This is a genomic window from Pedobacter paludisoli, from assembly GCF_052344095.1.
GTDB lineage: Bacteria > Bacteroidota > Bacteroidia > Sphingobacteriales > Sphingobacteriaceae > Pedobacter.
In genome coordinates this window covers 3,154,828-3,173,577 of sequence record NZ_CP179926.1, presented here as the reverse complement: position 1 = coordinate 3,173,577, position 18,750 = coordinate 3,154,828, and the positions used below count along the sequence as shown (strand labels likewise).

Below are 18,750 nucleotides of genomic sequence, written 5' to 3'. Positions count from 1 at the left end.
TAGTTTTGCGCATCTCACAATGTAAAATGCACCATTATCAAATTGAAGGCCTAAGCCCTCGGCATGATGCTGGTGCATTTTTTTTTTACGTTGTGAGAGACTAAGAAAAAGCCGGGGGCGTTTTTAAGCGATTTTTATAATCGTATAAACCGCTATGTATGGAGGCATATTATTGTGAGCTTCATCCCCTCCAACTTCCCCTGTATTTGATGTTTGCAAAGGCCCATCTGGGTGTGAATTAGCGTTACCCGTTGCGCTTCCTTCTCCTTTTGGTTTGATGTATGGGTGGCTATGTTTTGGCATTTCAGCAACCGTTAATTTATGAACCGTTTCCCCTCCAGCTGCCCCGTGTGCAAAAGCCGTCTGCAAACCTGTTAACGGATTAGTAACGGTTCCAACGGTTAATCGCATTCGGCCTTGTCCGTTTGGCGTTCCGTTGTTCCCATTAAACAATGCCCAATTCGAGTAGCGTGCGGTAATCCCTAAACCACTTTCATCAAAATTATTAAGGAAAGTACCATCAAAATCGTAGATGTCTTTTATTTCTCCTTTAACCGCATAACTTGCCGCTACATCTTCGATATACGAGGCAAGTGTATACAAGTTGGGTAATACTTTTATTTGCGCGATAGAGGCGTAATTACCTATGACTGCTTTAGTTTCGGTATAAACATTTTTACTTTGGCCATCTGCAAATAGTTTAGGATCGCTTGTAGTCGGCACACCTTTTTCTAAGACCTTTGTGCCGTCTGCTGTAATATTTGAAGCGCCATCAAAGCGCATCACTTCGCCTGACACATACACAATACCTGGCGCAATATTAATCGTGCCGTTGCCATTATTTACAACTTCACAACCTCTTAAAACCATATCATGGTTTAGTTTTGCAAATAGGCTATTAGCCATGATATTTAACTCGTCTTGTAGAGTTAACAAATAATCTTGTTGGCGGGGATATCCACCCTGTAAGTTTCTTAATGTTTTCATTAGAACGTTTCTATTTTAAATCGTTTACTAGAGAATTTATAAAGGTTTACAAAAGCCTTTACTTCCTCACTTAAGGCTGCCATACCAATCGGTATACGCACAATAAAGTCAACCTCATTATCGTATTCCGCTTGTAAAAAGTCATAATCCAAAGGCGTATGACCTTCCATTGCTAAATAATCGTACTCCAACGTTGCACCCTCTATTTCCAAAAAAATGAACGCTTGATCTGTATAATCACTTAAGTGAATAATATATATAGATTGATTATTGAACCTTTTTCTTAGCGCATGTGTTAACCGGTTAACCTGACTATTAATTGTTGCATCGTATAGTTTTTCTGCCCGATAAGCTAAAAACTCGCTGTATAGCCAAACCACAGGAAACAACAAGGTTTTTAACCACGCTAAATGGTTTGGCTTTACTAAAAAGTGTGGCACTAACCACGTAATTAGTTTATTAAAATCGATGTTGAAATTCATAGCTATGTGATGTAAGTGATTTGTGTAGCCAATGGAAAATCAGGATCAATTTTAAAATAACCCGACTTGGCTAACCATTTAGAACTAAAATTAATGTAATCATCACCGCTACCTTTGGCCGCTAATTCCAACACATTAACCTGATCATTAATTACACCAGGAACAGTCTGTATAGCATCAATAAGTTTGTTAACATAAAAAATCCCATCAAATTGTATATTGGCTAAATAATTTGTTATTGCGGCCTCAACATTTGCCTGAACTATTTCTAAAGTCAAATTCGCGTTGTAATACACATTTAATCGAACCTTAATTAAATCAGCCGCTAAACTGCTAACAGTAATTCGGGTACCTGCCGGGCGAATATCATTCACATAATCCACCACACCATCAAGTTCATTACTGGTCAATACAACCGGCTCGTTATTAACCTGCTTCGCGACTTTAATCTGTAAATTGCCCGCATTATCAGTAATAGAGCAATATTTAATGATTCGCTTATCCAAATCAACCGCACTATATTTAAAAACGTTGTCAATAAACAAAAGCAAATCGGCATCTTGATAGGCCTTGATTGAGTTGTACCACCAAGTAAGCGTACCATACTGGTTATTATCAATGATCGCTTGAACTTCTGCTTTAAAGACATCTTGCAGGACCTCGAAATAATAGATTATTTGAGCAGTAATAAACACCCATAAGCGCCAAATAGCTGTATTACTAACACTATCAAGCGCCGTTAATTGGCTGTGATTTTCTTTTTCTGCAATTATTTGTAGTTGAATTTCTTCGGGAGTTCGTGCCATTATCTATTCGCGTTAATTTGTATGTCCTCAAATGAATTAATTTGTACAAAACTTTGGCTATAGCCATCGTATTGAAATTGTAATCTGATTTGCTGCTTTAGCGTATCAATATCTTTTTGAGTAAAGCGTCTTTTTACATAGCGGCCAATGTTAACCCCAGTTAGCGGACTTGCTCTAAAACTGCCTTTTGAAGCGATTAAGATGAGCTGTTGGTGTTGTTCTTCAGCATCATCTAATACAAAATCGCCATATTCAATGGCGATATCTAAGTTGTCATCTAAAATTAAATCGGTCATTGTTTTATTGCTGTATTTTCAATTTCGTTTAACACAGTAAGCGCATTTATTTTGCTTGCCTTTTTTACTGGTGGAGGGGTGGTGGCTCCTCCAACCGCTACACCTGCATGCGTATGATCATTAAACGCAGTGGCCAAATCATTGACCGTTTTTTCCAATTGGTTTATTTTATCGACAATTGGCGAAGCCATTGGCAAACCACCCTTTTTGCCTCCGTTAAAAATTAAGCCTTTGGCTAAATTCAGAGCCATTGAGCCCGACTGCATATCCAAAGCCATTTTGAATAAACTACCAACGTCCAGTGTAATTTTTTTTACTTTAGAGGTCATCACCACAAACAAATCATTTTCATCGTTATTGATTTGCCCGATAAGAACCTTGCTATTAATTTCAGGGTAGGAAATAGTACCCATTTCAGTAAGATCAATACCAGGAACAATTGGTTTTAGTTTAACCCCTTCAAGCAATAAATCTTCATTCTCAAATAAAACAACATCACAGGTCGCTTCCATTTCATTCACTGTCTTTACAATGGCCAGTTCAATAAATGCATCAAATCCGGTATTGCTTTTTGACAGCCTTTGCACTGCTTTTTTTAGCTCACTCATGCTAATTTCCTTTCTAAATTTACTTTACGCCTAAATCCACTTTCAGCAGACATAGAAGTAACAACGCTTTCAATTAAATAGGAACCATTTCGCTCAGGATATTCGGTGTCATTCAATACAGCAGAATAGCCTGGCTCACTATAAGGGGTTCCAAAGGTTGTAAAGCCATTTTTAAACCCGTCTTGCTTTAACTTATCCAATTCTTTTTTTACAATTTTCTCCAAATCCTTCTGCAGAAGATTAACATAGTTCAAGGTTCGCAGGTCACCATCTGTATCGCCGTAATAAAATTCTAACTTTTTGCCTGTCGGTAGCTTACTAATGCCTTTACACCGAATACGAACATCCTCTTTACGGGTATACTCTAAATCATTATCAATGATATTCAGATTAAAGTCGTAAAGTACCTCGGTAATAGATTGCTTGGTAGAGCCGGCAAAATCAACTACCAAAACCCCGTCAGTATCGAAATAGGCTTGAAGCGTATATTTTTTTAATGCTTCCAGCACTTGCGCAGTGCTTTGATCTTTAATGACAAAACTCCCAATTTGCAAATCAGCAACACGCGCCTGCCCAGGATAAATAAACCTCACTAAATCTTTAAGCTTTACGTTTTTGAAAGCCTTTGTTAAATTATTTTGCTTCAATGACCACATTGCATCTTCACAATATATTTCTACTGGAATTTTTGCACTTACACGAGCTACATAACCTGTAAACTCGGTACGTAATTCGGGGTCATAACCCAATTGCACGGTTACCTTTGTGCCACGCTTAAAAAATTCGTTAATATCTCCATTAAGAATCTTGATCTTACGTGGCAACGTTATTTTGCATGTAGTTGTCAAATTTTTACGGCTTCTTTCAATTTCGACACTAGTCACAAATGGAAATTCTAACTTACGGCTTCCAACCTCGAAAAGTATATTACAAACTGGTTTCAGCATAATTTATTTATCGTTTAAATGTTGTTTATTACCGTTTTTAAACTCCACTATATCTTGCGATTTGACAATTCCATAAAGGACTAAAACCGCCACAATTAAGCCCAAAAACGCGTACAACTTTACAAACCCATCAATTTTATCACACACCACCATATAGGCGATTAGTGTGCAAAAAGCAAATCCAGTCATTCGCTTATGATCAGGCGCACCTTTGTCATCTTCGAAAGTTTTTAATAACCAGTTAATCATAATCTTCTTGTAATGATGTTAAATACAAAAATTGGGAAGTCAACTAACTCAAGGGCGAAACCTTTAATTTCGGTTGTTTCATTAAATACCTTATCAGCATCATTCAACTCAAATTCTAATGCAAATCCATATAAAACTGGTGCTGCAGCTTCAAATTGCGCATCGGCAGGATCTTGAACAAGCTCCAAGGCAAAGCCTGTTATTTCGGTTACTTCGTACAGCAGCTGCGTTCCTGCTCCAGAATAAGTAAATGTTTTTACCGATGTAGCCCGAAAGCTTTGCCCAGCGGAATAGGTAGCGCCATTGTACACGACCGACTGTTCTCCAGCGACCGTGTACAAAACACCATTTAAAAGTTCACCACTTACTACGCTGTACATTATGGCTTTAAGTTATTCGGTTGAAAAATGAATCGCAACTGGATAAAACGGGCGTTAATTGGAAATTCCTTTCCAGTCCCACGCACATAATCAGGATCACCATTTCCGCGAACGATATCGCCTAAACGCGCATCTCCAACATTGTTACTGCTGAACTTCGCCCCAAATTCAAAATGATTCCATGTTTTATTCGTCATCGCAACAATTACGGAGCCCGTACCAGAAAAAGTATTTGTATCGGCAGCATAAAAAACAGTATTTGTATAATCTACCGAGTTATAGGTAACAGTACCCGTAACATAATACCAATTCCCAACTACCAATGCTTCGCCTGCGGCTACAGCAGCGCCTCCATCGGAGAATCGAGCGAGCAGGGTATTTCGTCCCGAGGCTTCCAAAATTTCACGGCATACTCCTCCCGATGCGCTTGTAAATGCCGTTACTGTTGAAGTTGTAAAGCGGCTTCCTGGTTGATAGGTTATGCCATTGTAGGTAATGGCTGCCACTTCCACAAGGTAAGGTGTACTTACAGCTAAAGCTGTTCCAGGGGCAATAGTTACTGTAGCTAAATCAGCCGTACTGTCAACGTATTTTCCGTTACGGTCCGCATTGAAACCAAACATTAAAGCGCGTTGGAGTTCGCGTTGCGTTAGGTTAGGTATTACTTTGGTGTTTACCGAAGCTTCCAGTGACGGATCGATCACAGTAATAGAGTCGTTGGCGATATTTAGGTTTACTTTTGACGCAAAGTGAAAACCCCCGGCAGTTTCTGTCGCTGCCGCATTGATTTTAGTTGAGATGCAGTTTGCGCCTACATATGTACCGAAATAAGATAGGTTTTTAGCAGGACTTAAAAATGCTAATGAATAATCATCTATTGGCGCATTGTTAAACAAAGGATCTCCAACATAGCAGTTCGGGAAATTAAATATTGAAGTTGGGTAACCGGTAGTACTTGCAGAAATTAACTCAGACAATGAGTTTAGCTGTGAATATCCCGACGGCACGGATGGATATTTAACACTTGGAGTGGATGCTGGGGCTGCAAAACGATAGTTACATTGATAAAACAACGAATAACTTATACTAGGAGCAGTAGCTGAGGAAAATGTAAGATTCGATTGGTAAAAAATGTTTTTCCACAGCGAATATGTTGCAAAGCCAGCTATTCGGACATCGTAACACTGGATATAGGTATTGTTTTGAGTCTCGCCTGTTGATGAGCGTTGAATACCCAATAAGCCATTAATTCGAATAAATGTACAGTTATAATACATTGCCGATTGCGCAGCATTATCTCCACCCATTTCTGAAAAGGTACACGAGTCTGCAAGACAATAACTGAAGGTCATGGCTTGGAAGTTTTTAAATTTGATTCCTTTAGCCGTGATAGCCGAGCCAATATAAGAATAACCAGTACCGTCAAGGAGAACATTTCCATCCGCTACAATAGTTAAGTTACCTAAATTACCTTCACGGTATACGCCCGTACCGACTATCACAGTACCATAATTTGTTCCTGCTCTGCTGATTGATCTATAAGGGTAAAGTCTACTTCCATTACCCGTCGCATCATTGCCCCATATTGCAACATATGCGACATTAGATGGTTTTACGCTGTCCGGACTTGAGGCTATTGTTAATCCTCCTCCGCTACCGTAAGGTAAGATGGATATACCAACTCCAGACGTTAATTTCCAATTATAAGTTGCCATAGTTAATTGTCTTTTCCGATTAAAATGATTGACCCTTCGCTATTAATAGCGTCGGTATAGTTGTATGACACATAAATACGATCGCCTGCACTGTAGTTTATCGGCAAGGCGGTTGAGTACGTTCCTGATGCGTTTTTTTTCAAGCGGATGGTATTTAATCCATCTCCAACAACACTAATAATTTGCCCAGCTGTAGCCATAGGAAAAAAAACCTCTAATTTGGCGTACACATACATACCTTTCTCGAATGTCTTTTTGGCCTCGTTCACAGCTGCTGTCATTCGGGCGGTTGTAAAATACAAATTGTTAGCTCCTTCAGGAAGTTGGTCGGTGTTGGAAGCGGCACTGCCATATCCACCAATTACCCAAACTAAATTGTCGGCATCCCAATTGTAGTTACGTACTAAATCGGCATCGCCTTCATCTACCTGGGCGTTATCTCCAGCTTTTAAGGGTGGATAAAATTCTACAGCTTCCAAGGCTGCTAGTGAGGGGAATTTACCCCGAAAATATTCGTTATAATCGGCTTTATCTAGCTTACTATCCAAGGCTCCTTGTAAATCCGTTTGGTTTTCAATAGAGCCGTCAATATCGCCCCAAGTATTTACGCCCGGCAAGCCTCCAACGCCTTGCACCCCTTGCGCACCAGTATCCCCCTTATCGCCTTTATCCCCTTTGGGACCTTGAATACCTTGTGCCCCTTGCTGCCCTAAATCGCCTTTTATTCCTTGATCCCCTTTGTCGCCTTTGTCCCCCTTGTCTCCTTTGGTGCCCTGAATACCTTGAACACCTGCAGCACCTTGCGGTCCTGTATCGCCTTTAGTAATGGTTCCGATTTGGGTTTGAATGTACGCCCAAAGATGTGCTTTTAACTGGCCAATGGTGTACCGTTTTGTTAGTCCTGGTCCGCTACCTTCGCTTACAGGAAATTCGTGCGCATCATTCAAAGATGCACCCGCAATTAGTTCGTATATCTTTTTTAAATTAAACATGTATTGCGTTGTTATCGTTATCGCTTATACCTTCCTCATCATTAGTGGCCAGTACCTCAAAGTTTGTTTCTGCTTGATTACTTACTATTACCGTTTTAGTTTCCGCTAGGTAATCAGCAAATAAACCAACTGAATTAGTCGGTATTGTTTCACGAATCGTTAAAGATTGTCCCGGGAAAACTTCATCACTTAGCGTTAACCCGTTATCCTGTGTTAATTCGATTAATCCATTCGCACTCCCATAATATTGCACCGCTATATCCATTAGCGTTTGCCCTGATTGAACTGTAATTATCATAAGCCTTTAAGTATTTGGGCCGCTTGAATGATTAACTCTATGGGCTCGTCGCTTAATGCTTGAATAACAAAAGGCTGAATGTGATTGTATCCCTCGACTTCCGGATACCGTACATCGGTAATCACTAAATTGTGAATATCTAATTGATTGAGTACTGGAGAAGTTACCTGTAATTCTTTATTAATGGAGCAGATTCTTTTTAACTTATCCAGCAAATCAAGCGGATATTCATCATTCACGTAATTAATTAAAATCCCACGAATTTGAATTTGATAATCATCTATATTGATGAATTCTTTAACGGTTCCATTATACCCCTTTAAAGGGGTTTTGATAATGTTTTTCGAAAAGGCTACATCAATTAAAGGCCAATCCGGGAAGGTATATTCCAAGTCCCCATCTTTTAGCGTGATTAACTCATAAATCGGGGTACCTAAAACACTTTGCACAGGCGCTTGCAAAACATCCGGAACGTTCAAGCTGCTATAATGGATAGCAGCTTGTTCTTTCTCCGGGGTGGTTATGGCAAAACGAACACCTTTAACACCAAAAGCTTTTTGGTATAAGTCTGCAAGGTTAAAGCTGTTGAATTTCGACATGATAATAGCGGTTAAATATGTATTTTTTGATCCTTGCTATCCGCAGAATTACGACGGGCTTCAAAATCAAGCACCCAGCGCAATTGCTGCCATAATTCAGAATATTCACTATCCGTCAAACCTTCGGGATCTACTTTAAAATGAAAGCGAAGTAAGGCGGATATTTTTCTAGGCAAATCTTTCCCTTTGCCCGAAGGAATGGCAGCTCGAAGGGTTAGAATTTCCTCGAAGCTGCCTTGTAAAAATTTAAGGATGCCCAAAGCTGTGTTTGTGCCGGAATCGCAATGTCATCATTGGTTTGTTGCGCTCCGTCTCCACCCAGCCAAGTATTTTGCGCTAAAAATTCACGTGCTTCAAAATGCTTGCCCGCGGTCGCATCGTTTACACAGTTGGCGACAATGGCTCTAGTAGGCTTTTTGTAATAACCAATCGATTTTTTGCCGTTACCCAAGTCAACCTCGATAATGGTTACCTCATCGTACTTTTGCTTCCAGTTGTCTAGCACATTTTGGCTTACTTCGCCAATGTGGTTTGGGTTAGGCGTTAAATCAATTTCGCCTACCGAGTTTTTTTCGTTTTGTTTTGCCATGTTTTAATTTAGATAAAGCCCCTTTCGGGGCTGTAATTATGCGTTCCAGTTAATCTCTCCAATGTATATAGGAAGTTCTACCTCGAATTCCTTTACTTCGCCTGCTTTACCTGAACGGGATTGCTCGGTAAACAAACAGTTCTTTAATACGTGGGTAACTAATCTGTTTGAGTTATTGCGGTAACATACGGTAATATCGAAGGGCGACAAGTCATATATACTTGTACCAGCAGGCATAGAAGCGTTTAAAGCTTCCACTTCAGCCATTTCAAAAGTGACTTTACCCGAAGCATTATAATTGCCACGAACAAAACCAATATCTTTCATTCCACGACCTTTCACGCCTTTTACTTCGACACCATCTTTGTAATCGATGGCTTTTAATCCTACTACGCTTCGGCCTAGTAAGAATAAACGAATGTTACTCCATGAGAATATTTCTCCATTAATTGCGGTTTCAACCATGATTCTAGGCTTTAAATGGGTTTAAAAATCCAATTGATATATTAATTTGTCGACCGATTGCGACCGGCACAAAGGATAGTTCAACGTTTAATTCGGATGAGCTAAGCAAATTTTGTTCGGGTTCAATATAACAGTCAATGCCCCCGCTAATATCTCCGTCTTTTTGCATCGGCTCGATTGATTTAATCCCTGCCGCTTCCAGTGCTTTTAGCACATCGTCTTGCAAGTAGCCTGTGTCGGGATCAACCTTTAAACGACTTTTAACTTGTGGTAAAATCGCTTGTCTTGCTAGAAAAATTGCTTTCTCAATGGTTCGATTATTTTCGATGTATGCAAAGTCATTATCCTCTAGCTCGCTACAGGTATGACTGTCGTTTAAATAAAAACCATCCAATCCTGCTACAGCTGTTGGGAAAATGTAGCCTTTTTCATCCAAGGCATCCAAATCTTCATCCCCATACGAGTAAATATCTAAACCCGAACTCAGCCCAGCCGTTACGAACTGCTTTAGCCCTGTATCATTTAAGTTAAAGTCTGGTGTTTGTTCCCCCACATTTTGCGAAACCGCTGCTGAACTAATCAAGCCTAATACATCTCCAACTGCGGCATAGCCATTGTATAAAGGATCAATACCGCTAATAGCAGGATCAGCTGCAATAGTGACCGATACATTGGGAGCATTCAGCGTGCGCAAATCTTTTGCTGCAGCAGCGGTACCGTTAAACGAACGGCCTTCGATTAAAAAGGATGCGTAACGAAATAATTCAAATTCAGAATTATACAATGCTTGCGCATTCGCTACAGCGTTAAATACATCGCCATCTAAACCATTGGCTAGAGTAGCCTCGTACTGTTCATCCGGATTAATGGTAATTCCAACCGCTTTAACCAAGCCCTTTTGCTCACGCAATAAAGCCTTTGCATAATTTTGAGCTACATCAACCAAATCACTTAAGGTTTCGGTTTGGGCTGCCACCATTAAATAAAGCGTACCATTGGGGCTGCGTTTAAAAAAACGATCTATGTGATGATAGACCAGTACTTTATTGGTCGCATCGTAATTCACATTTAAGCCAATTCGGTTCGCATCGCGTTGACTTTTTAAGGCGTAGGTGGTATTTAAGGACAAATTACCCGACCCTGCAACGGCTACTCCAGTAGTTACCAAGGCGCATACCCCATCGGTCGTTGCATTTCGTCGGCCTAAAGCGCCATTTCTTTTTGTTATTGTTACGTTTGGACGTCCCATATTGTTATTTTCTTAAAAAAATGATTAATAAAGCCACCACTAAAAGCGTGCTTAAAACGCTCATCGCTATCCAATTCCATACTGGTGTTTGGTAGGCTATCTCTGTTTTTTTACTTACCTCTTTACTCAACCTAGTTACTTCGCCCACCAACACATTGACCGTTTGATCCTTGCTTTCACAGCTCATTTGCAGTTTACCAAACTGATCTACCCAATATGTTAATTGCGCTTTGCCCTGGGCATCGGTTACGGTACCGGTTGTTTTGGGCTTCACTGGTATTGGATGTCCAGCTGCCGCTGCATTTGCACTATCTCGTTTATAGGATGTAAGCGCATCAATCAAAGCGTTAACGTCTAGGCTGGCGTCCACTTTACCGCCCTTCACATCTACACTTTGTTGTTTGTATGCAACACTAGTAGTGTCTATTTTCGACACTTCTGTGGTGGGTTTGATGATTCGGCAGGCCATACACGACATTCCAATCAACAGAATTGCTACAATCTTTTTCATACCTCTAACGGATAGATGTAACCAACAATGTTTAATCCGGTAGGCTGAAAATCGCGCGTGATCGTTCGTAGCTTTCGGGCATATTGATTTCCTTCTCGGCTTCCTGCCGCATTGGTATTCCCTTCACAGCAGGTCATCGTGTTGCTTTTTAAATCAAAACTTTCTACAACCCCTGCATGCCCAGTAGGTCCATTGCCATGTTTCCAAATAACCACCGCTCCAACTTTTGGGGTAGCCCCTGTTTTAAAGGTCCCATCTTTAAGCACACGGTTATAGGTATCAACAGCGCCACCAGTAAAACACTTGTTTACCACCTTGATGATTTCGGCATTCATGTAGTATGCTTCTTTTAGAATGAAGCGAACCACGAACGCGCACCAAGGGGCGCCCACATACCAGCCGATTAATTTCATGTCTCGCTCAAAATCAGCATTAGAGAAACCCGAATTACCGGGTTTCTCTTTGATGCCAACTAGTCGTGAACAGATGGAAAGGATAGTTTGCGCTTTATTCATTGGTTGAATCCGCTGTGTTTGGGTTTTCGGTTTCGCGCGTTTCTTTTGCCAAATCAGCAGCATAAGCCTGCGCATTTAATACATTTTGCTTGATAATGGCTAGTTGCTTTTCGGCAGCGGCTTGAACAGTTTTACGCTCATCAGCGCCTAAAATCTGCAATACAACCTCTTCTGTTTCGGCCTTTTCAATCAACGCAATCACATCTTTTGCCGCAAGAACCGTGCTTTCGGTTTCTATTTCGGTTTCTGAACCGGTAACACGGTCGAACTGGGCGACTTCTTTATCGTCCAACTTAACAGCATGGTTTACGGCATCGTTTAACGCAGGGAACGCAATTCCGTCACTGGTCACATAAACTTCTTGGAGATGGGTATTAAACGACAGGGCTTCTGTTGCTATTTTTTTTAAATCTTTCACGTTGTACTATATTAAGATGTGGCGGGAAAAATGGAAGGAAACCCGCCAACACCTGATTTATGAATCTATTTCCTATGCAGTTGCATTTCCAATAATAGCCCCGATGTATTTATCACGAATCGGCATGGCCAAGAAGCGTTTTTGGAATCCGACAATGTCGCCACGTGCTTCTGGATCTTTTAAACGTGAAAACATATCGTAGGTACCTTCGGCGCGCATCACTTCTTTTTTCGAATAGAATAAGGTACTTTGTAAATCGCCCCCAGCGGATGCAGCACCGAATGCTTTTTTCGCTTTTGTTGCGCCATCGTACACAGGGTTTACTGTACCTAAATACACTTTGAAACTGTACAATGTACCCGAACCTTTTGAACCGAAAATATCTTTATAAATGTCCTTATCCTCTTTTTTAAGCATTGCTTTGTGCTTAGGATTTAACAATACGATACGATCTTCAATTGGCACTAATAATTCATCAAATTTGGCTTCGGCATCGATAAAGGCATCAATAATAGAGGCGCCAATTTGGATCACCGGCTTATAGGCGCCATCAGCGGAAGGCCCGTAAGCGTGTGCCGCCTTTTGCAAGTTTTTCGTAAATAAGGCATTACGGTGTTGGCGGATAACACTTTCTAATTTGTTGTAGGCTAACTGAATAGCGGTTGCGTTACGAACTACCGTGTTTTTAGTATCAAAATAATCAAGCGGCAAGGCTAAAGCACCGTCGGCACGCTCCACCATTTCAATTGGATAGGTCGTATTGTTAACCAGTACTTCGGGATCAGCACCCATATCCGCTAAATTGATGGTGTTGTTTTCCACCCACATACTCATGTCTTCGGATTCCAAAAGCCATGAACCATCCGGATAGAATTTTTCCATCAACTTACCGATCCATATTTCTTTCAATAAACCTGCAAATGCAAAGCCTTTAAAGAAAATAGGTTTGCCGGTATAAAACTGTTTAACAACAGCTAATACCAACATAAATAAGTTGGTAGCCACTGCACCTACAATAGGCGAAAAGTGGAACAGCATAGCGACTAAAACACCAATTAAGGAGTTAAATGCTATAGCATAAATGTTATGAAGGGTTGTTTTCATAAGAGAGCGTTAAGAGCGTTAATAATTGAGAGCGTTAATAAATGTTTTGTTTAATCGATAGCCCCAGCAGCTCGCATTACAGCTACTTTCGCATCGTATAATTTTTTGAATTGATCGGGTTTTTGACTTTGCATAGCGGACAATTCAACAGGCGCTTTTTCCGCGTACTCATCAAAAGTCCAGTTGGCTTTTTCATCCGTAGCAGCGGCAGCAGCGGCAGCTTCTTTTGCGCCAGGAATAACCGATAAGTTAACAGGGGCCAAGGCTGATAAAGTGTTTTTACACAATTCAGGATCCGCATCGTACAACTTTGAAAAGGTTTCGCGCTGTGCTTCAGTAATGCGTTTTTCGCTTACTGCTAGGTTAATAACATTGGTTTTTTCGAGCTCTTTAGCAGCAACCTCTTTGGCTACATAACCTGCATTTGCACTTGTTAATTGTGTGTTTGATAATTGCAAAGCTGTAAGCTTATTGCCAATACCAGTAATGGCCGAAACCAACTCGTCATCAGTTGGTGTAGCGCTTAATTGTACGGTTAATTGTGCATTAGCACAAAGCGTAACCAACGCCGCTAATAATTTTGGGTTCATAAATTCGGGGGTTAAATCCTCTGTTTTTTCTACTGATAGCAAATAAACTTTAGCCTCTTTTGCACTTAAGCGTTGGCCTTTGGTGTTGTATAGCACAAGAGCATTGCGGTTCGCAGGTACGGGAGTAATTGAAATTTCCAGTAATTCGCTTTCTGTAATTTCGTTGCCAACCACTTTCAATGGGATAATACCAATTGAAGCGCCTTTAATAACACCACGTTCAACCTGTCCGTAATATTTGTTAGCCTCTTCGTCTTCGGTATCAAACATTGGTACACCACTTAAGGTTGTACCTAGCTTTGCTAAATCTGTCCAGGCACCCATTACTTTATCGTAGTTGTGATTTAGCAAACAAACAGGGTTGTTTAAAAAGTCATCAATGCGAATACCTTCGGTTTTAACCGTCATTCCGTAAACATTCTGACTTAGATCACTACATTTAAAAGTTTTGGTGCTTTTCTTCATCGAGTTTTTAAGCTTTTTGCGTTAATTGAACCCAAAATTGGTTCGAAAAAAGAGCTAAAAAAAACCACTTTTCACATGAAGTGAAGCTTTTGTCACAGCATGGTTCAGATACTTCACATGCTGTGAATGGCCGTTAAAAATTGGCTGCTTAACCACGCAATTTTGCAGGGTTAACACTCTCAAAATGGCCAAAAAACAACTCAACAACGAGCAAAAAACTGCGATTGCGCTCGACCTATTTCTGAACACCGACAAAACCCAAAAGCAGATTTGCGAGATTGTTGGCTGGACGGAAAAAACCTTCAAAGCACATAAAGACAAAGGCAATTGGGACATCCTGAAAGGAGCCCAAAATATTACCGCTCAAAACATCATTTCAGAGCTGTATTTAAAAATTGAGCGCATTGTATTTAAGGATAAAGACAATATCGACGCGGACAAACTTATTAAGGTAGCCAAGTCAATTGAAAGCTTAAGCAACCGCAAGGTTACCCTAAGCCAACATATCAATTGTGCCAAAGAGTTTACCACATGGTTTTTCGGTGTTAACCCCGATTTAGCCAAAGAGTTCAACAAGTATCAACAGCAATTTATTACCGAAAGGGCCTCTCAATAATGAATATTCTAAAACGCATTCTCGAAAATGGTAGAGCATTCCGCTTGCCAAATGAAAACCAATTTACCAGTATCAAAAGGTACCGGGCTGTACCTCCGCAAACCGCTTTTTTTAACGGCCAATTTTGGCAAAGACTTAAATTATAATGGCCGCTAATATCACCAAAATACAATACGACGATTGGAAGCGGTTTTGTGAACAGGTACAAGCAAGCAGTACGGTCAATCTTTTTGAAACCAAAGAAGAGCAAAGCACCCGTAAAAAAAAGGCCCTAAACGATTATAACTTCTTTTTCAAAACGTATTTATCCATTTTTTGCGATGAAGGAACGACTGATTGCGCGCCATTCCAAATAAAGGCAGCACATCGAATTTGCGCACCAAGACCAATTGATGATCCCAACTTAATTGCGATTCTTGAATGGCCTCGCGAACATGCGAAGAGCGTGCACGCCTGCGTGGGTATTCCGCTTTGGAAATTAGCCAAAAGCATCCTGAACGGTATGATCTTGATGGGTAAAAATGAAGAAGCTGCCTGCGTTTTATTAGGCGATATTCAAGCCCAGTTACAATTCAACGCCTTGTTTATTCATGACTTTGGCGAACAATACAACATGGGGGATTGGGCGGATGGAGATTTTACCACCAAAGGCGGTATTAGGTTTTTAGCCATTGGCCGTGATCAAACTCCCCGTGGAGCACGTAAAGGCGAAAAGCGCCCCAATTATGCCGTAGTAGATGATATTGATGATGATCAAATCGTAAATAATCAAAAACGAGTAAAGGGTATTGTGGAGCGAATTATGGGGGCTCTTTATTTTGCTTTGGACACAAAAAAAGGGGGAACGCTTGTTATAGCAGGAAATAGAATTCATCCCCAAAGTGTATTGGCACACATGGTCGGAGACATTAAGCCGGGGGCTCCGAAGCGTGAAGGTATTTACCATTCAAAAATTTTCGCTATCGATCCGAAAACCAATTTGCCATCGTGGCCACGCTATAGCTACGGGCAAATTATGAATAAGGTAAAAGTGGCGGGGGTATTAGGTCGAAGAGAGTTTTTCCACGAAAACCATATCGAAGGTTCCATTTTTAAGGATAAATACTTTCAATGGATTGCGATGCATAACCTTCATAAGTATAAAGTCATCATAGGTTACTTTGATCCGAGCTTTGAGAATAACGCTAAATCGGATTTTAAAGCCGTAAGGGTTTGGGGCGGCTATGTTACACCATCAGGGGATTGGCAGCGCCACTGCCTAAAATCATTTGTTCGACGCGCTGAGTTAATCAGCGCCTTTGAATTTATGAGTCGATACGAAGACAAATTACCTGTTGGCGTGGGGGTGATTTGGTATGTAGAAAAGCAATTTTTTAACCGGCCAATTCAAGAAGCCTTAGCGGCTCACAACAAACGTCGAAAGTTGGAACGAAAAAGAGAACTAATTGTACTAGTCGACGACACCAACAAAGAGAATAAGTATATCCGGATTATCAAGATGGAGCCATCCTACAGCAATGGCGAAAACTTCTATAATCTCGTTGAAATGCACGACACCGATATGATTGAAGGCAATAACCAATTAAAAGGAATTGAACCCGGATACAATACGCCCGACGACAGTCCCGATGCTGACCAAGGCGCATGGGAAAAATTAGACCAGCATAAACCTGAAAGAAATTGGAAGCCTCACACAGGTCGACCACAACGAAAATCATCATGGTAACACAAAGCATTTTAGAAATAACCGGCTTATTAATTACTGGCGGTTTTTTCGGCAAGTTGGTAGACACCTTCTTTTTATCCAAAAAAGATAAAATAGATGCCAATAGTAAAATCATTCAACAGTTGCAGGATTTGGTTATTAGCAATATTAACCGACAAAATGAATTGCAAAAAGACGTGGATTACTGGAGACGAGAATACAATGAGCTACATAAAGAAAATCAGCGCATTATGCAAGAAAAAGAAGATTTACGCAAGCAGGTCGAAACATTAAGCCGACAATACACCGACTTAAAACGTAAATACGACCAACTTATTAAGAAAGGAGAACCCAATGGCATTTCTAGTTGAAACAGATTATAATTCACAAATCCGTAATGAAGTAAAAGCAGTATTGCTTCAAGGCGACGGCAGCCAACAATTATGTGAGCAAATGGCAGAAGCCGAAATAGCGAGCTATTTACGCGCACGCGGCTACGATATAGAAGTTATATTTTCAGCCACAGGCGCAGAGCGAAACGCTCAAATCATCATGTTAATGGTGGACATTACCCTATACCACTTACATAGCAATATTGTAACTAGAGCAATGCCGTCCATGCGAAAGGACCGATACGATGCAGCCATCGACTGGTTAAATAGAGTAAGTAAAGGGCAATTAGAACCAAATTTACCAAGGCTATCCAGCGATGACCAGGACGCAACGCCAACCTTAAAACTAGGCAGTAACAAACGGTATTCAAGGCGCTATTAAACCGCATTTAAAGAACATTTAAAACCAATTAAAATGGCGAAAACTAACGCTCTCAACGCTCTCAACGCCCCAAAAGTTAAAAAGCAACAAACTATTCGAATCGAAACTGTAAGCCAATCAAGCCCTAAAAAGCAAGACACCGCTTCGGTAATGGTTCAAGTAATTAAGCAACAACGATCCTTATATAGTAAGGATATTTCGCATTGGATAGCATCAAAGCAAAGTGCTTTAAATCCTGACTTTCCCAATCGCTCTCGCTTACACGATATATTCGACGATATGATGGATGATGATTTCATCTATGGTTTAATCTATAATCAGCGTATCATGCCCGTTAAGAACAGAAGTAATAAAATTGTTTCTGCTGACGGCAAAAAGGATGATCAAAAAACGCAACTCTTTCAACAACGTTGGTTTGACGAGGTGCTAACCTATGCAATGGAAAGTCGCTTATTTGGCCATTCATTAATTTATTTAAAAAGTTTAGTCCCCCAAGCAACCCTAACCAATTGCGTTGAGCTCATACCGAGGCGCAATGTTATTCCCGAGTTAGGAATGATAAAGACCTGGGAAAGTGATTTTACTGGAATAAGCTATTTGGACGAACCTATATCCCCTTGGGTGATAAGTATTGGCCGCAAAGATGATTTAGGTCTATTAAATAAATGCGTGCCTTTATGGATTATTAAAAAACATGGTTGGCAAAATTGGGATGAATTTGCAGAACGTTTCGGCATTCCAATTATTGCGGTTAAAACCGCCTCACAAGATAAACGTGTGATTGCTGAAATTGAAGAGTGGGCACGTGAGTTAAGTACAGGAGCCTATGGTGTTTTCCCCGACGGCACCGACTTTGATATTAAGGAAAATGCGAAAACAGATGCCTTTAAAGTATTTGCCGAAATGATCCGTATGGCGCAAGAAGCTTTAGCGATTCTAATCGTTGGACAAACCATGACTTCCATGGACGGAGCTAGTTTATCGCAAGCAGAGGTACACGCAAGTATCAAAGATGAAATTCGTAAAGACGATGAAAAATTCATCAAATACGAAATTGCTATTCTTCTAAACAAGCTATCCACCTATCACGGTTGGCCAATTGAGTTAACCGATCGGTTTGAATTTGACGTACCCGAAGATGTAAAGGGGCTGTTAGAAGTTTTCAAAACAGTCAACGAGATGGGTTTTCAATTAAATGCCGAAGAAGTAAGTACCCGATTGGGGGTGAAAATCGACGGGATAAAAACGGCAGCAGCGGCAAAAGAAGACAGCAACTCGGACTTAAACGACCCAAACGCCGAAGCAAAAAACAAGAAAGCAAATAATTTGTCGGTTAGCAATATATTAAATATGCATGCCGATATAGCCAAAATCTACAGCGCTCAATAAT

At 40.5% G+C, this 18,750-nt stretch carries 25 protein-coding genes; 5 read left to right on the top strand and 20 right to left on the bottom strand.

The features are described from left to right. Positions 1–123: 123 nt before the first annotated feature. The 20 genes from ACJVDK_RS13055 to ACJVDK_RS12960 form a co-directional block, all read right to left on the bottom strand. Positions 124–987, bottom strand: coding sequence for a hypothetical protein (locus tag ACJVDK_RS13055; protein ID WP_443937106.1), 864 nt, complete (start codon positions 985–987; stop codon positions 124–126). After that, positions 987–1,469, bottom strand: coding sequence for a hypothetical protein (locus ACJVDK_RS13050; RefSeq protein ID WP_443937105.1), 483 nt, complete (start codon positions 1,467–1,469; stop codon positions 987–989). Before ACJVDK_RS13050 ends, ACJVDK_RS13055 begins: the two co-directional genes overlap by 1 nt. A 2-nt stretch (positions 1,470–1,471) precedes the next feature. Further along, positions 1,472–2,275 (bottom strand): baseplate J/gp47 family protein, encoded by an 804-nt coding sequence (locus tag ACJVDK_RS13045; protein WP_443937104.1) that lies wholly within the window; start codon positions 2,273–2,275, stop codon positions 1,472–1,474. After that, complete coding sequence (locus tag ACJVDK_RS13040; RefSeq protein ID WP_443937103.1) at positions 2,275–2,571, bottom strand: hypothetical protein; 297 nt, start codon at positions 2,569–2,571, stop codon at positions 2,275–2,277. Before ACJVDK_RS13040 ends, ACJVDK_RS13045 begins: the two co-directional genes overlap by 1 nt. After that, complete coding sequence (locus ACJVDK_RS13035; protein WP_443937102.1) at positions 2,568–3,179, bottom strand: hypothetical protein; 612 nt, start codon at positions 3,177–3,179, stop codon at positions 2,568–2,570. The genes ACJVDK_RS13040 and ACJVDK_RS13035 overlap by 4 nt, the downstream gene beginning before the upstream one ends. Further along, a complete protein-coding gene (locus ACJVDK_RS13030; RefSeq protein WP_443937101.1) occupies positions 3,176–4,126 on the bottom strand; it encodes a hypothetical protein in 951 nt (316 codons plus the stop codon). The genes ACJVDK_RS13035 and ACJVDK_RS13030 overlap by 4 nt, the downstream gene beginning before the upstream one ends. A gap of 3 nt (positions 4,127–4,129) precedes the next feature. Then, complete coding sequence (locus ACJVDK_RS13025) at positions 4,130–4,375, bottom strand: hypothetical protein (protein ID WP_443937100.1); 246 nt, start codon at positions 4,373–4,375, stop codon at positions 4,130–4,132. Further along, positions 4,372–4,755: a hypothetical protein gene (locus ACJVDK_RS13020; RefSeq protein WP_443937099.1), complete on the bottom strand. Its 384-nt coding sequence runs from the start codon at positions 4,753–4,755 to the stop codon at positions 4,372–4,374. The genes ACJVDK_RS13025 and ACJVDK_RS13020 overlap by 4 nt, the downstream gene beginning before the upstream one ends. Beyond that, positions 4,755–6,470, bottom strand: a complete 1,716-nt coding sequence (locus ACJVDK_RS13015; protein ID WP_443937098.1) for a hypothetical protein — start codon at positions 6,468–6,470, stop codon at positions 4,755–4,757. Before ACJVDK_RS13015 ends, ACJVDK_RS13020 begins: the two co-directional genes overlap by 1 nt. Before the next feature lie 2 nt (positions 6,471–6,472). After that, positions 6,473–7,462, bottom strand: coding sequence for a hypothetical protein (locus ACJVDK_RS13010; RefSeq protein WP_443937097.1), 990 nt, complete (start codon positions 7,460–7,462; stop codon positions 6,473–6,475). Further along, positions 7,455–7,760 (bottom strand): LysM peptidoglycan-binding domain-containing protein, encoded by a 306-nt coding sequence (locus ACJVDK_RS13005; protein WP_443937096.1) that lies wholly within the window; start codon positions 7,758–7,760, stop codon positions 7,455–7,457. Before ACJVDK_RS13005 ends, ACJVDK_RS13010 begins: the two co-directional genes overlap by 8 nt. Beyond that, complete coding sequence (locus tag ACJVDK_RS13000; protein ID WP_443937095.1) at positions 7,757–8,359, bottom strand: DUF6046 domain-containing protein; 603 nt, start codon at positions 8,357–8,359, stop codon at positions 7,757–7,759. Before ACJVDK_RS13000 ends, ACJVDK_RS13005 begins: the two co-directional genes overlap by 4 nt. 214 nt (positions 8,360–8,573) lie before the next feature. Continuing rightward, positions 8,574–8,948 (bottom strand): hypothetical protein, encoded by a 375-nt coding sequence (locus ACJVDK_RS12995; protein ID WP_443937094.1) that lies wholly within the window; start codon positions 8,946–8,948, stop codon positions 8,574–8,576. A 36-nt stretch (positions 8,949–8,984) separates the two neighbouring features. Beyond that, positions 8,985–9,413, bottom strand: a complete 429-nt coding sequence (locus ACJVDK_RS12990; RefSeq protein WP_443937093.1) for a hypothetical protein — start codon at positions 9,411–9,413, stop codon at positions 8,985–8,987. Positions 9,414–9,417: 4 nt separating this feature from the next. After that, entirely contained in the window at positions 9,418–10,662 is a 1,245-nt protein-coding gene (locus tag ACJVDK_RS12985; RefSeq protein ID WP_443937092.1) for a DUF2586 family protein, read from the bottom strand. 4 nt (positions 10,663–10,666) lie between these two features. Continuing rightward, the gene (locus tag ACJVDK_RS12980; protein WP_443937091.1) at positions 10,667–11,173 is read right to left on the bottom strand and encodes a hypothetical protein; all 507 of its coding nucleotides are present in this window, start codon (positions 11,171–11,173) and stop codon (positions 10,667–10,669) included. Next, positions 11,170–11,688, bottom strand: a complete 519-nt coding sequence (locus ACJVDK_RS12975) for a CHAP domain-containing protein (RefSeq protein ID WP_443937090.1) — start codon at positions 11,686–11,688, stop codon at positions 11,170–11,172. Before ACJVDK_RS12975 ends, ACJVDK_RS12980 begins: the two co-directional genes overlap by 4 nt. Next, positions 11,681–12,106, bottom strand: a complete 426-nt coding sequence (locus tag ACJVDK_RS12970) for a hypothetical protein (protein WP_443937089.1) — start codon at positions 12,104–12,106, stop codon at positions 11,681–11,683. The genes ACJVDK_RS12975 and ACJVDK_RS12970 overlap by 8 nt, the downstream gene beginning before the upstream one ends. Before the next feature lie 72 nt (positions 12,107–12,178). Continuing rightward, on the bottom strand, positions 12,179–13,210 hold the full coding sequence (locus tag ACJVDK_RS12965; protein ID WP_443937088.1) for a hypothetical protein: 1,032 nt from the start codon (positions 13,208–13,210) through the stop codon (positions 12,179–12,181). A 50-nt stretch (positions 13,211–13,260) separates the two neighbouring features. Beyond that, positions 13,261–14,265 carry an HK97 family phage prohead protease gene (locus ACJVDK_RS12960; protein WP_443937087.1) on the bottom strand — a complete coding sequence of 335 codons (1,005 nt, stop codon included), beginning with the start codon at positions 14,263–14,265 and terminating at the stop codon, positions 13,261–13,263. 184 nt (positions 14,266–14,449) lie between these two features. Here ACJVDK_RS12960 and ACJVDK_RS12955 point away from each other — a divergent pair, with 184 nt between their 5' ends. The 5 genes from ACJVDK_RS12955 (at position 14,450) to ACJVDK_RS12935 (ending at position 18,749) form a co-directional block, all read left to right on the top strand. Further along, entirely contained in the window at positions 14,450–14,881 is a 432-nt protein-coding gene (locus ACJVDK_RS12955) for a hypothetical protein (protein ID WP_443937086.1), read from the top strand. Between the two features lie 145 nt (positions 14,882–15,026). Beyond that, positions 15,027–16,607 (top strand): hypothetical protein, encoded by a 1,581-nt coding sequence (locus ACJVDK_RS12950; RefSeq protein ID WP_443937085.1) that lies wholly within the window; start codon positions 15,027–15,029, stop codon positions 16,605–16,607. Next, the gene (locus ACJVDK_RS12945; protein ID WP_443937084.1) at positions 16,601–16,957 is read left to right on the top strand and encodes a hypothetical protein; all 357 of its coding nucleotides are present in this window, start codon (positions 16,601–16,603) and stop codon (positions 16,955–16,957) included. The genes ACJVDK_RS12950 and ACJVDK_RS12945 overlap by 7 nt, the downstream gene beginning before the upstream one ends. Then, positions 16,941–17,360 (top strand): phage protein Gp36 family protein, encoded by a 420-nt coding sequence (locus ACJVDK_RS12940; RefSeq protein ID WP_443937083.1) that lies wholly within the window; start codon positions 16,941–16,943, stop codon positions 17,358–17,360. Before ACJVDK_RS12945 ends, ACJVDK_RS12940 begins: the two co-directional genes overlap by 17 nt. A gap of 33 nt (positions 17,361–17,393) precedes the next feature. Beyond that, the gene (locus ACJVDK_RS12935; protein ID WP_443937082.1) at positions 17,394–18,749 is read left to right on the top strand and encodes a phage portal protein family protein; all 1,356 of its coding nucleotides are present in this window, start codon (positions 17,394–17,396) and stop codon (positions 18,747–18,749) included. Position 18,750: the final 1 nt, after the last annotated feature.